Genomic DNA, 14304 nt, shown 5'->3' with positions numbered 1-14304 from the left:
ATGGAACGAAGGACCGATACAGTTATTGCATGGAATCCCGTTCGCGAGGCATTCGGCCGCCGCCTCCGCTTCCCGCTCCTGTGGATCGTTCGGCGAGCCGATTTCCAACTTCGGCAGGATGGCCCGCTCCTGGAGGAGGCGTTGGAAGGCTTGGTTGCCGGCGGCAGACAACGATGGCGTGATCGCCTGCCGACCTTCACGGCGGACGCCGGAGTGCGTTCGAAGGATGGAGGTGGTGTTTTTAGTTTCCAGCGCCGATGATGCTTTCGCGGTTTTATGCATGGTTTGGCAGTACCCCGTATCGGCGCGATCGGGCGGGCAGTCTCACCGCGGCTCCTCCCCGGCCGGAACCGTCAGCAGCGCCCACGGCGGCTGCGGCTCCAGGTCGGCGAGCCGCCCCGTGGTGCGGCCAGTGATCTGCCCACGCAGCTGGCCGGGGTGCAGGAACCCGTACGGAAGCGCGCGTTCCTCCGCGGCTTCCCCCTCCGTAATCCGCCTCCGGCGGCGTTCGAGCGGCGTCATCCTCCGGCGCAGCTCGCGGATGTCGTCCCGGATCGAACGCAGCAGCGTCCGCCGCGACGTCTGTTGAGTGCGGAGAGCTTCGATCTTCCCGAGCAACTCCCTCCTCCGGCGGCGCAATTCGTCGCGCTCCGGGCCGCGCGGCAGGTCCTGCATCCGGCGCCAGATGCCCCCGACTTCTCGTTGGAGGCGCAATATCTCCGGAGCAAGATCCAGCGTCCCGCGGAGGGTCTCCTGCGCCTCGAGCGCCGCGCGCAGCGGGCCGAGCACGGCGTCGATCTCCGCAATCTGGCGCTCGGATTCCGCCCGCTCTTCGTCGATGCGGGCCTGTTCCTCCGCATACCGCCCCTCGAGCTCGGCATCGAAGGTGGCGCCCATATTGCGTTCAAGGATTTCGGCGTTCGTTTCCCGGGCGTGCAGCCACTGGTTGAGCCGCACCAATGTCTCGAGGTCCTCCGCGGAGTTGATCTCCTCGAGCAATTCCTGTTGGCGTTCGGTGAGGTGGTCCGCCAGCGAAAGGATGCCGGCAAGATTCTGTTCCCGGAGCCATTGGCGCAGGAGACCGGGATTCACCGGTCTCCGAAGGCGGCGCTCCATGGATCGGAGGAACCGCTGGTTGGCTTCCGTCATCTGCCGAAGCCGTCGTGCCCCGGGATCCGGGAGCACGTCCAGGAGTGTGACCGCCGGCCGGGAATCCGAGCTGACGTGGGTGATGTGGGTGATCGGATAAATATCCTTGCCCGGTGAATCCCGGTCGCTCCGTGAATACCGGTCGCTCAGGCGGGCCGTGTGCTCCCGGCCGCCGGCGCCCGGGCTGCCCTGGCTGAAACAGACCGCCACCATGTACGGGACCCCCGCTTTGGAGGTCAGGACGTTATCAGACTCCCAATGCGAAAAGATCACGCTGTGCGAACCGCCGCCCGAAGCGTTGGCGTTGTAGTACCAGAGCCAGTCCCCCGGCCGGATCTCGCCGAATCGCTCGAGGGGGAAAGCCGGTCGGCGGTGCACGATGCGGCGCGCCGTCGGATCGGCTTCGATCCGTTCCAACTCGGCCGCTTCCGCGCGGGCGTGTCCGGTGCCTTCGGGGATCGGTCCCACGCCCCCCGGCGTCTCCGTATCGGGCAGGTCCGCGGCGTAGACGGGAGGCTCCTGGAAGTTGTCCGCCCGGCCGGAACCGATCATCGCCCGGCCGAACAGGTCGAAGCCGCCCATTACGCCCGTGCTGATCGGGCCTTCCGCCGGCGTCGCGCCGGCGTAATGATGGACGATCTGCGCCCAGTGGAAACACATCCGGGCGTGCACGCGCTGGTCGAAGGAGCCCGGACGGTAGGTGCCGACGGCCAGGATGTGCGCGGAGAGCAGGATGCGCTGCTGCGCGCCGGTCGCGCCGATCTCGTCGCCGTTGAACAATCCTTCCGGGATTCGCCGCGTGACGATGAAATCCATCAGCATGTCGCGCTGGGCCGATGTGAACAGATCAAAGAGCGGGTCCGGCGGCGCGGATTCAACGCCCTCGAGGGGGATGACGATCGGGGTTTCCGCCGCCATCCCGGAGGTTCCGCCGAAGACGTGGAGCACGGAAGCGAACTCGCGCCGGAACGCGGCGCCGAATTCCTCGCGGCCGGCCGGCTCTCCCGCGGTCAAAGGCGCCATCGCGCCTTCCATCTCCCGCAACGCGCCCAGGAGGTGCTGGCGGTCGGCGCTGTTTTCCGGATGGTCCGCCAGCCAGCGCCGGATCTCGAATATTTCATCCTCGATTTCTGCGTAGGAAAGCGACGCGGGATCGACCGATGCTCTCAGCGAGCGGGGCAGGAGCGCGATTCCCGGCCGGGCGGCGCCGCCGGCCGGGACGGGCCCGCCGCCGACGTGCGGCGGACGCATCGCACGGTCCGCCGCCTGTTCCATATCGGGCGAATCGGGCGCGGGTCCCTCCTCCCCGCCGGTCCGCTGCTGGACGACATGAGCCAGTTCGTGGGCGATCAACCGCCTCCCGCCGGGCGCGTACGGCCGGTAGCGCCCCGTGCCGAAGACGATGTCGCGGCCGACGGCGTAGGCTTCCGCGTCCAGCGCCCGTGCCGAATCCTCCGCGGCGCTACCCGTGTGCACGCGCACGGCGCCGAAGTCCGTCCCGAAGCGGGCTTCCATCATGTCGCGGGTGAAGGGTTCGAGCGGCTTGCCGCCGGAAGACGGCACGGGATTCACCACAAGGTCCGGCCGGGCATCATCGCCGGGATGGCCGATCCGTAAGTTCGGATCTTTCCCCGCCGAAAGGATCATGCGTTGAGTGTCCAGGTTGCCGATCGTAGAAGGTCCAACCGAGCCGTTGCGCTTTTGCCTTCCCCTCTCTAACGCGGCGGTATGCGAACGGGAAGACCGTTTCGATTTATCGTCCGTTTTTATTTCCAGGTTTCGATCCCGCATTATGGTTTCCCATTTTCATTGTGAACCGCACTGCGCCCGTCCGCCGCCGGACGCCGCTAGCGAACGGGAATCTCGTTCCCGTTCGGATCGAGAATCCGGACCTGGAGATTCCGCGGCAAGGTGAGAGGCCCGATCGCCTCCGACGGATCGCGTCCGGAGGGCGGGGGAGAATCGACGATGATCACCACGCCCGCTTCCACATCCCGGCCTTCCCTTCCCCATCCGGTGACGATGGTTTCGATCGTCGGGGCAACTTGGTCGACCCGCCCGACGCGGACTTCCAGCGTGACGAGGTTCGGCGCGGCGCGCAATCCGGTGACCCTGCGGCCCATGCCGCTGAGCGTGGCGGCCGATGTGCTGATCGCCCGCATCGCGCTTTGCATCGCCACGGGAACGGGCGGCGCGCCTCTTTCCACCGGGCGGGTTAGGAGGCGGGCGAGATCGGAGGAAAGCGGCTGACCGGAGGCGCTTTGGATCCAGGCGACGTACGCCGCCATGTCCCGGTCGGATGCCGGCGGAGCGGACGAGGGCTGCGCGTGAGGGAGGGAAAGGCCGGCCGTCGCCGGTCCGGCGGCTCCTAACGGGAACAGGAATTCCGGCGCCCTCCCGCCGAAATACGTGAACCGTTCGCCGGAAAGGATCTGGCTCGGTGTGAGCGGCGTGCCTCCCCCGCTTCGGGAAAGCGCCAACAGCCAATCGCGGCTGGCAAGAAATCCGCGCATGCCTTCCGGCGAAGTTCTCGCCAGTGCGGAAAGCGCGACCGGATCCATCGCCGGGTGAAAAGGCGATCCGGCGCCCGCTTGCAGGTTGAGCGGCGGCCGTGCGCCGCTGAACGCGGGATTGGGACGGATCTCGACCACGAACGGGCGCAGGTCGGCGGCCATCAACACCTGCTCCCATTCCAAATAGGGGACTCCTTCCAGCGCGGCCGGAGCCGGGCTACCGGCCGGAAAGTCGACATTGGCCTCCGCCCATGCCCGAAGCGCGGGAGGCAGATGTTCGTGCGGAGCGCCAAGCGTTTCGGGCCGGGTGACGCTGAGGTCCGTCGGCCGCATCGCAGACGGCAATCGCATTCCGTACCGGTTGGCCGTCAGCTCGGGTACATCGGCCGGGTTGAGGCCGCGCGACGCCGCCACCGTCCGGTTGATGTCGATCACTCCCTCGTCGAGGGGAATTTCGATCACGACGTAATAGGGGGAGCGTTGCGCGGCGCTGAATCCCTCGGGATTGGCGACCAGCATCGTTTCGGCGTCGGCGTAGGGGTACGCCGATTGCATCGGGCTTCCGGCGGAAGCCCGGCGGTGCGTCTCGGCGATGTCGAGAGTTGTGCGCGGTTGCTCGCCTTCGAACAATCGCGGCGATTCGCGCATGACCTTTGCGACCAAATCCCTTTCGGAGGTGATAAATCGGATGACGCGGACTCGTGGTGCGCCGGCAGGGACGGTGGGGAGCCCATACCGGGTTCCCAACAGACCGCTGCCGCCGTATGCGCCGACACCCCGGAAGGATATCGCTTCGCTGGCGGCCATGCGCAGCGCCGCCCGCCACGGCGCCGGATTGCCGGCCAAGCGGAACATTTGCGCGGCACGGCTCAATCCCGCCAAGCCTTGCCCGGCGCTTATCAATCCCCGCCCCGCGAAATAAATATCGAAGCCGGTCGCGCCGAACTGCTCGCTGGCGGTGGTGTAGTATTCGTTTTCAATCCCTTCCGAGTACCGGGTAAACCAATCCGAAGCCCCGTGCGAGACCGTTTGCCAGAGCCCCTGCTCGTCGATGCTCGTCATCAGGTTGGCCAAGCCGTCTTGCGCTTCGCTGATCCGGGTTTCGGATCCGTCGAAAAGGAATTGGCCCCAGGAATCCCACAAGCCCAAGCGAAGGAATCCTAAAAACGATCCGCCGGCGCCCATTACTCCGCCGCTGAACCCCCGGGCGAGCATTTCGCCTGTCCCGATCGGCGCAGGGAGTTCAGCCTCGAGGACCTCGATGGCGCTGGTGAAATCCGTCAGATCGCTGCGCAATTGCGGCAGCATCGGCTCGTCGGCCGGCGACGCCTGGATAAACGAGTCGGCTTGCGACCGAAATCCGCGCGCTTGTCCGAGGATGCGGTTGACGACGGGGCGGGTGAAGACGCGGTCGGAGAAAACGTACCACTCCGCTTGTTCCGCGCGCACCCGGCGGGCCACCTCCCGCACCACGTTTCCGATGGCTTCCATCCCGGAGGAAAAACCGGCTGCGCGCCGGTACCAATCCGCGTCGGCGGAGTACGTTTCCCCCGGTGCGGCATACCCTTCCACCCGGTAACTGCGGCCGCCCATCAGTGCCCGCGTCCCGCGTCCGGCTTCTTCCTCCAAATCCGCGCGCGAAGAAGGCGGGAGCCCGGCTTGGGAAAATTGCGCGCGGTGTATCGCTTCGTGGATGTGGATTGCCTCGGAAATCGGATGGGGCAAAACCGAAGCGTGGAAGGTCGTAATGCCGTCCCGTGTCGTAGCCGGCGGAGTGCCAAGCAGGGAAAGGGATCTGCCCGCTCGCGATAGGCGTTGCATCGCAAAATTCCCGGCCGGAAGCAAGCCGGGGCCGTCGGCGACGGGAAGGTTTATCCTCGCCGCATCGCGGTTGTCGGCTTCCCCGCTCCGGACGATTCCAGCCTTTTTTTCCATGCGAAATTCCGATACCTGTGGCGGCGATCGTACCGCGATCCTTCCGGCGGACGGAAGGCCGGCAGGATTCATTCCGCGCTTTCCCGATATGCGCATGGGATCCGGACTTCCCTTACGCCGGCTGTTGAAGACGGTCCGGCTTTCAGCCCGGCGTTTCCCTGCGGATCTGATCCGCCCGCATCTTCCGTGCAATCCGCCGACGGGCGGGAGGAGCTTTCCCCTGCGAACGGCAGAGAAGCCGGACGTGCCGCAAATCCCACCGGATCTCCCGGAAGGCGGAGCGGGAGCGTCCGCTTGTTTTCTACTCCCGCCCGACCAGCGCGTAATGCTGCTTGAACTCGGCCGCCGTGGGCAGCTTGCCCTGCTTGAGGGTTTCGCGCGCCATCGCCCGCACCAAATGCCGCATGCGGATGACGCGCCCGTCCCGCGCGGCCAGAAACGCCGCCTCCAGGCTGACGTTGCGGATTTCCCCTCCCGCAAGCTGGAATTGCCGCGCCAGGAACGCGAAGTCGACGTCCGCCCCGAGCGGAGCCCTCTGGGGGAACATCCCGCGCCACAGCCGCTCGCGCCGGGCTTCGTCGGGCATCGGGAACTCGACGACGTAGTTCATCCGGCGGGCGAAGGCGCCGTCGATGTTGTGGCTCATATTGGAAGCCAGGATCACCACGCCGCCGTATTCCTCTATCTTCTGCAGCAGGTAGGAGATCTCGATGTTGGCGTAGCGGTCGTGCGAGTCCTTCACTTCCGAGCGCCGGCCGAACAGGGCGTCGGCCTCGTCGAAGAAGAGGATCGCGTTCCCGCTTTCGGCGGATTGGAAGATCCGGTCCAGGTTCTTCTCCGTCTCGCCGATGTACTTGCTGACGATCCCCGACAGGTCGATGCGGTAGATGTCCAGCCCCAGTTCGCGGGCGATGATCGCGGCGGTCATCGTCTTGCCCGTCCCCGAGGCGCCGGAGAACAGCGCCTTCAGACCGCGGCCGGTGATGATCCGGCGCCGGAAATCCCATTCCTCGAACACGACGCTGTAGTTGCGGATGGCGTCGGACACCTCGCGCACCCTGGCCAGCGTGGCGGCGGGCAGGACCAGGTCGTTCCAATCATGGGCCGGCTCCAGCTTGATGGCCAGACGCCCGAGCTTCCGCCCGGAGGTTTCCCGGGCGGCCTCGAGCAGAGTCTCGAGGCTCGGTCCCTCGTCCCCGCCGCCCCGCAGGAGGTGGCGCGCGGCGGCCAGCGCCGCCGCCTGCGCGATCTGGCTTGGGGAGAGCATGAAGCGGCCGGCCAGGTCGGCCAGCTCCGAATCCGGAGGCGTGAAACCGCGATTGTGCAGTTGCCCGCGCCACTGCCGGAGGCGCCCCTCGTAGGATGGGGCGGGGAAGAAAAACGGCAGCGCCGGCCGATCCCGCAGCAGATCGTGCCAATCGAGCCCGGGTGGAATTCCCAGGATCAGCGGCCTTCCGGAAGCGGCGACGGTCCGCACGAAAGCCGCACTTTCCGGCAGCGGATTCCCTTCGCGGTCGAAGAGGCTTTCCGCGTTTTGGATGTAGATTCCGCATCGGTGCAGGCGGGCTTGCAGGGCCGCCACCGGTCCGCAGCGGGTCCAGGCTGAAGATGCCGAGGGATCCAGCCATAAAATGGAAAGCCCCGCTTCAGCGCAGACCGCGCCCGCCGCGCGTCGCCTTTCCGCGCCGGTGCGCCCGATAAACACCAAGGCTGGGGCAGCCTCGGAGGAAAATAATCCGCCCGCCCGCCGCAACTCGGCGAGCATTGTCGGCGGCAATTCGGTCCCTTCCCAGCCGGCGGCGGGATTTTCGACGCGGCAGAATTCCGCCAGGAGCGGATCGAGAATGGGCTTTTCCATTAAATAAGGAGCAAGGACCGGCGCCGCGCGCAATCCCGCCGCCGGCCATGAGGATCTTTCCGCCGCGGACGGAAACGTCTGCAACAATCCGGAGGCGAACAGCACGTTGTCGGGCGTCAGCGGTCCCTCGCCGCCGGAAAGCCGCCGGACGAGGTCGACCGTCGGCCAGCGCCGGGCGACGTCGTTATTAAGGTAGGCGTAGAGCGTTTCGTACTTGCCGTCGAACTCCGGCGCCAACGCGATCAACAGGGCTTCCCGCTCGGCGGGGCCGAGTTGGAACTCGCCCGCCACCCTCCGCCAGGGGATCTGCGGGTTGGAGGTGGAATCGATCCGGCCGCGCATCTCGGCCGCCCGGAGGGTGAGCTCCTCCGCGGCGGGCCGGCCGGGATCGGCTTCGGAGCCGCGCCGGACGAGCGCGTCCACCTGTTCGTCGGAGACGTACAGCCCGCGGAACTCGTCCAGCGACAGCTGGTACGAGGCCCTCAGGCGCAGGATTTCGCGGTGGATCAGCAGGTCGAGCCTGCGCAATTCCGCTTCCAGGTGTTCGCGGGACGAGGGAAACATCGATCCATTACTCCTGCGGATACAGTTCGAACGGCCGGGCGTCCGGTCCGCGCAGCCGGTGGGACGCGCGGTTGAGTCCGGCCATCGAGAGCACCAGGTCCAGCGGCGGCCGCCCCAGCCGGACGACCCGCCGCTCCGGGAATTCCTCGAGGGATGCGGTCAGATCCAAAAAATTCCGGTGGAGGTACGGCAGGCCGGAGCGGGCGAACCCCGGCAGCCGTTGGGCGAATGCGCGCAGCGCGTTCTGGGCCGCCGGAGCGAATATCCGCGCGGCGACGCCGGATTCCGCTTCGAGAAAATCGGCGTCCTCCGCGAAGCGCTCGAAAGTAGGAGCCGCATCCCCCGCGCGGATCCGGAATCCGGGCAGCGCCTCCGCGGCGGAGCTGCGGAGTGAATCCGCGCGGCAGTGGAGCGCGGCATCCGGCGGAAGCAGCGTTTCGATCCGCGCCAGCTCCCCGCGGTCCGTTCCTCCCCGCCAGCGCCAGACGCCCGATTCCGCATCGAGCAGAACGGCTTCGCCGCCGGGAAGCGGTTCGAGCGCGAACACCCCGCCGTCCTCCGGCCAGACGGCGGCCTGCCAGCGCGCCAGCTCCGGATGCCATCCGGCTGCCGATTGCGCCGCGACCGCGGATTCCCATGCGCGGGCTTCGGCGGGAGAAAGGGCCGGCGGGATCCGGAACAGGTCGCGCAGCAGCGGATCCCGGAAGGCGGCTTCGAACCGTTCCGCTCCGAAGCAGCGGACAAGAACCAGGAAGCGGAACGCGCTTTCCGGATCCGCCGCCTGGGGCGGCGGCAGATCCGTTGCGGCGGGCAGCGGCAGCGAATCGACGTACGGCAGCAACAGGAAAGCGCCGCCGAACCGCGTGAAACGCGCGGTCGCCGGAGTTATCTGCGCGTCCTCCAGGGGCGCCGGCTGCGCTCCGACGGCGCGCCCGATCCGCCAAATCGTCTCCGGCGCTACGCCCAGCAAGGCGCGCAGCGCCCCTGCGTCGGCCGCTCCGGCCACGACGTACAGCGTGGCGAGGTCGCCCCCGGCCAGCGCCGCAAGCAGCGCCCGGGCGGACGGCCCTTCCGCCTGGAGGCGGCGCGCCAGGCGGGTGAGCGCGACAGCGGCCTGCGCCAGCGCCATCGCCGCCGCGTCCGGCCGCTCCCGCGCGGCCGCCAGATAATGAAACAGCGCCTCGGCGGGTTCGGAGAGCGCCCGCCGCGGCGGGCTCCAGGTTCGCAGGAGCAACTCCGGCGCGTCCCGGAAGTCCGTTGCGGGTCGTGCCCCGGCGGCGGGTGGAATGTCCGGCCGCGACGTCGAAGCCGGCTGCGCCGGCGCCGCGGACGCGCGGCCGCCGAACGCGAGGAGAATGCGCCGCGCATCCGCGTCGCTCAACATCGAAAGCACTTTTTCCAGATCCGCGGCCGGCATGCGGACGAGCGCGGTTCCGCCGGCCTCCGTCTCCTCCTCGATCACGCTGCGCACGGCGGCCGAGGCGGGCAGGGCGGAGAAGCCGGAGAAGGGCTCGAAGAACCATTCCCGGGCCGGCGAACCGTCCGCGCACCGGACGAAATAGCTCGCCAGGTACGCGGCGCGGTCGGCGAAGAACAGCGCCCCGGAGCCGCCGTCCGAAGTCGCCGCGGAGAACGAGCGAGCGATCCCCTCCGCCCAGCGGAGGGAAATCTCGTTGTCGTCCCACGCGGTGTTGACGGCGAGGGCGACGTCGAGGCTGCGGATGAACCAAAATCCGCCGTCCGGAGGCTCCCCGCCGCCGAAGGCGCTTGCGAGCGCCGCGGGCAGTTTTTGCCGGACGATCTCATCCAGGCGTGACCGCAGCCGTTCCGGTTCGGGATCGTCCCGGCTGACGATGTAACGGGAGTTGCAGGATCCGATGGTCAGCATGGGTCGCCTTTCGCCGCAGGCTTTACGGACCGCTCGCGGCCTAGCGGTCCGGCGTTTTCTTCAGGCGCTGGATTTCCTCCCTGAGCTCCTCGATCTGCCGGCCCTGGTTTTGAACGAGGGCGGCGAGCGCCGCGCTTGGCGCGGTCGGAAGCCCGACGGCGACCAGCACACGGCGGATCTCCCCCGTTTTGGAGTTCTCCCAGGCCTGGCCGACGATCTGGCCGGCCTGCTGCGGGGTGAGTTTATCGGCGGGGACGGCTATTCCGATTCCGTCGTCCGCACCCGAGGGGACGATGCAATCCCCCGCCCGCACGGGACCGCACACTTTTACGTACACCTGACCGAGGAAAGCGACCTTCTCGAAGGTGCGCGGGTCGCCCGGCCGGGGCGAGTTGGCCAATACGACCGGATGGGCGCTGACGACGCCGACGTGGTGGGCTCCGGACGTGCGGCGGATCACCTTGCCGTCGACGACGCCGATCACGTCGCCGGGTTCGAAGGCCTCCGTTTCGTCCGCACGCGGGAGGCTTTCGGCGTAATCGGCCGCGTGGCTGGAAAAATAAATCGAACTGTGCGGGTACGGGCCGTAGGGCGGATCGCAATCGATTCCCCCGAGGGCTGTGCCTCCGTCGAAGCAGGTGAGGAAATTGTTGTTGATCCCGGGATTGACCACTCCGACTTTCAGAGCCAGCACGTCCGCGTTGTTGTCCGTGGCGGTGTTCTCGATCAGCGCCACGTGCGAAGTCTCGTCCGATTCCGCGCCCGACACGCTCTTGGTTACATGCAGCTTGCATTGCGGCGTATTGGTGCCCACGCCCACGCCGCCCTCGCTCCCGCCGGGGTTCAGGGTGATCGGGTTCGTTCCGCTGCGGATGTAGAGCGGGTGGGTGTCCGTCCACAGGTCCACCGCCGATCCGTCGGCGCGCAGGTCGAGCCGCTTCGTCCCGCCGGAGTCTCCCAGGCGGATCCGGCCGCCGACGACGTGAAGCTGCTGTTCGGGAGTCGTTGTCCCCACCCCGACCTTTCCGTCCTTCTTGATAGTCATTTTGGTGCTGTTGGAGCCGGCGCGCAGCTGCAGGTCGTGGTCGGTCATGGCGGAGACGATACCGCCAGCCGAATCGGCGCCCAGCAGCACCTCCTCGCCGCCTCCGTCCGCTTTGACGTTGAGATAGGTTCCCGCGCCGCCCTGCAGGGTCAGCAGGCGGTTGGGCGAGCCGGTGCCGATGCCCACCTTCCCGTCGGATTTAATCGTTACCTTCGTGCTGTTCCCGCCGGCGCGCAGCTGCAGGTCGTGGTCGGTCATGGCGGAGACGATGCCGCCGGCCGAATCCGCGCCCAGCAGCACTTCCTCGCTGCCGCCGTCGGCCTTGATGTTGAGATACGTCCCCGTATCGCCCTGCAGGGTCACAAGCCGGTTCGGCGCCGTCGTACCGACTCCCACCTTGCCGTCGGACACGACCGTGACCTTGGGCGCGAGGGTGTATTCGTCCGGATCCTTGCTGGTGTCGATCGTCAGCGGTCCGATGGACAGCCGGTTGTCGGTTTGGGTGTCGGGGCCGATCCCCACCCCCAGGGTGCGGCCGCCGGCGGCGGTCGTTCCGTCGCCGGCGCGCTGGACGCGCAGCGCCGTGCCCTTGTCGGTGCCGTCGGCGTGACGGAAGTTGAGCGCTCCCCCGGCGATGTTGACGTCGCCCTCCACGCGGGTGGAGCCTTCCACGTCGACCAGCTCGTCGTCGGTGACCGTGTATTTGCTGGCAGCCGGGTCCGCGGTGCGGTCACGCAGGCGGATCGCGCCGCCGGCGGCCTCGATGTTCTCCGCCACCACACCGATGTGCCGCCGGAACCGCCGCCCCTTTGCCTTGTCGTTGTCCGAAAGGGCGACAAACTGGCCCGCGCCGCTTGCCGCCGGCAGCCAACGCACGTAGCCGAGCGGAACGAACCAAAAAACGGCGTCGCCGTTTTGCGGAAAGACCTGCTGGGGGATGGATTCGTCGTAAACCGCCGGAGCTCTGCTGTCGAACAATTGCAGCGCCTTCATCGCGTCGCCGCTTTTCCCGTCCACCGTCACCGGGTCGTGGTCCTCCGAATGGGCCAGCTTGCAGCCGATGTCGACCAGGAACGATTCCTGGATCCGGCAGTAGGTGTCTTCCGCGTCGCACGGTTCGAAACCGGGGGGCGGTTTTTGGGTTTTGGTTTCGTGGTAGCGCAGCCAGACTTCCGTCAGCCGGCCTTTGCCCGGCGCGTCCAAGACCGGATCGTATTTGATCGAATCGAAAAGCGCCTCCGGTATCTTGTACGGCTCGAGGACGACGATCGGCCGCCCGAAGCCGTCCCAGGCGTATCCCGGATCGATAACCATGCTCACCTTGGAGGCCATGCCGATGGCGGGCACCTCGCGCAGTCCGAGGCCGATGGCGATGCCCCAGGTATGCGCCCCGAGCGCGTGGCGGGCCGCCTGCAGGCGGGAATATTCCAGCGCATCGGACAGGTCCTCGGATCCCAGGTACTGGCCCGGGTAGAACCGCGGTCGTTGCGTCTGCTCGATGGTCATCGCGATCCTCCATCACCCTTGCCGCGTCTGCCGTTTGGGCAATGAGTCGATTCTCCGCTGCTGCTCGGCGACGGTTTTCTTTAGGGTTTCCACCTGTGCCCGGAGCTCCTTAAGTTCGGCGGAGGAGATGCCGGGGGCGGGTTTTTCCCCGGCGGCTTGCTGGTCCTTCGCCGCTTGCGCCTCGGCGGTTTGGACTTTTAAAATCCGGTCGAGGTTGGAAATGTCGGCCGGCCGGTCGGGCGTGAAGGCGTCGGCCAGCGGGACGGCGATCCGGTTCGCCAGAAGCGTGGCCAACGGGTTGCGCCGTTCCTCGGGCGAGAGGTACGGCAACCCCTGTTCGTTCACCATTCCCATCGCGTCCAGGATCAGGTTTTGAAGGTCGAATTCCGCCGAGCGCCCGGCCCAGGCCTGGGCGAAAACCTGGGCGGTCTCTTTGGCGGTTTTTTGATTCCCGTTTTTCTTCTTCGCAGCGCCTTCCGGGGAGGATGTCGGCTGCGCAGAGGAGAAATTAGCCGAGTAGTTGACCGCAGCGGCCGCATTTACCGGTACGCCCGCGGCGGAGGTGCGCTGCTCCCGGGGGATTTTGAGCGAAACGCAGCACAGCGACGATAACATCTTCTGCAGCGTTTCCTCAATCGGCGCCCACGACAACCAGTAGGAGAGCGCCGGAACCGTAAGCGCAATCCGCCGGGTGCTGAAGTTGCACACGCTCAGGATGCGACACCCGCTCCGCTGGATTTTCACCGCCGCCAACGGCACGCAGTTATCGGCCGGCGGATCCGGGCAAGGTGGCAACAGCGTGTTGCACAGGCAATATCGCAAATAGGCAACGAGGATTTCCAGCAGTTGGTAATAAACCTCGATCAAGACGTCGCCGAACTGCTGATCGGTCATCGACGCGCTCCGGCGCGGAATGGCGATCGCGGCCAGTTTTTCGTCCAATTGGCAGTCGTAGGAACTGCGCGTGGAGAAGAAGTCGCGCATGGATTCCAGTAACTCGCACAAATACCGGCGAGATTGTTCCAGGTCGTTTTTGTTTTGCGGGGGGTCCGGAAGGATGCTGTAGACTTCCCGGAGGCAGGCGTTGAAACGGCTGACCATCTCCCCTTGGAGCCGTTTCCGCGAATCCGAGGTCTGCGCCGGGGTCGCCTTCGACACCGAAAACCGGAATCCCTCGCACAAAACGGACGGTTCGCACTGAGCCGGGACGTGGCGAGAGGAAGACGTCGGCGCGGCGGCGGGCACCTCGTAGCAGATGCACTCGCAGTCGGTGGAGCCGCCGCAGGAGCATTTCGAGCAGCAGGCCGCCCCGGAGGAGGCCTGCAAGGCGGTGATCCCCCGCGAGGGCTTTTCGTCGTAGCAGATCGAGAGGATCCACGTCTCTTCCGCGTCCTCGCATCCGCGTTCCGCCGCGGTGAGGGTGTTGCCGTAGCAGTCGACGGTGGACGTTCGCCGGCACTGGGTGATCAGGTCGCAGACCGGGACGGTGACGTCGGCGCAAACGGTGATGTCGTCGCCGCACGGGCTGAGCGCGTAGCCTTTGCGGACGGTCACCTGATCCTGGCACGGGTCGCACACTGCCTCCAGGCCGCATACCACCCCCCACCCGTGCAGATAGCGGTTGTGCAGGCGGTTCTTGGCGACGATGTAGCGGTCCAGCCGGGTGAGGTCGTCGGCGCTGAGCAGCTGTCCGTCAAAGAAGCGCGGCCGGCATAGGCATTCGATCCCGCCGCAGGTTGGACAGACGGAGCTTTGCTTGGGGAGGGACGGAGCCGCCGGGGAATACCGGGTGGTGCTGACGGAGTAGGTGTCGGGACAGGTTCGGCAATCGGATGTGGGCATCGGA

Annotated in this window: 7 protein-coding genes; all 7 read right to left on the bottom strand. The window is 67.0% G+C overall.

What is annotated here, in order from left to right; genetic code table 11:
• A partial coding sequence (locus JW929_09815; GenBank protein ID MBN1439694.1) for a hypothetical protein occupies positions 1–282 on the bottom strand: 282 nt, incomplete at its 3' end.
• A gap of 42 nt (positions 283–324) precedes the next feature.
• Positions 325–2940: a DUF4157 domain-containing protein gene (locus tag JW929_09810; GenBank protein MBN1439693.1), complete on the bottom strand. Its 2616-nt coding sequence runs from the start codon at positions 2938–2940 to the stop codon at positions 325–327.
• Between the two features lie 56 nt (positions 2941–2996).
• Positions 2997–5597 carry a hypothetical protein gene (locus JW929_09805; protein MBN1439692.1) on the bottom strand — a complete coding sequence of 867 codons (2601 nt, stop codon included), beginning with the start codon at positions 5595–5597 and terminating at the stop codon, positions 2997–2999.
• 301 nt (positions 5598–5898) lie between these two features.
• The gene (locus JW929_09800; protein ID MBN1439691.1) at positions 5899–8019 is read right to left on the bottom strand and encodes an ATP-binding protein; all 2121 of its coding nucleotides are present in this window, start codon (positions 8017–8019) and stop codon (positions 5899–5901) included.
• A 7-nt stretch (positions 8020–8026) separates the two neighbouring features.
• Positions 8027–9907, bottom strand: coding sequence for a hypothetical protein (locus JW929_09795; protein ID MBN1439690.1), 1881 nt, complete (start codon positions 9905–9907; stop codon positions 8027–8029).
• A gap of 40 nt (positions 9908–9947) precedes the next feature.
• Positions 9948–12458, bottom strand: coding sequence for a hypothetical protein (locus tag JW929_09790; protein MBN1439689.1), 2511 nt, complete (start codon positions 12456–12458; stop codon positions 9948–9950).
• Positions 12459–12470: 12 nt separating this feature from the next.
• Positions 12471–14300, bottom strand: a complete 1830-nt coding sequence (locus tag JW929_09785) for a hypothetical protein (GenBank protein ID MBN1439688.1) — start codon at positions 14298–14300, stop codon at positions 12471–12473.
• Positions 14301–14304 lie beyond the last annotated feature (4 nt).

The sequence above is a fragment of the Anaerolineales bacterium genome, from assembly GCA_016928575.1.
Classification (GTDB): Bacteria; Chloroflexota; Anaerolineae; order Anaerolineales; family RBG-16-64-43; genus JAFGKK01.
Note: the sequence above shows the minus strand (reverse complement) of the source record. Positions and strands in the feature narration are given on the sequence as shown.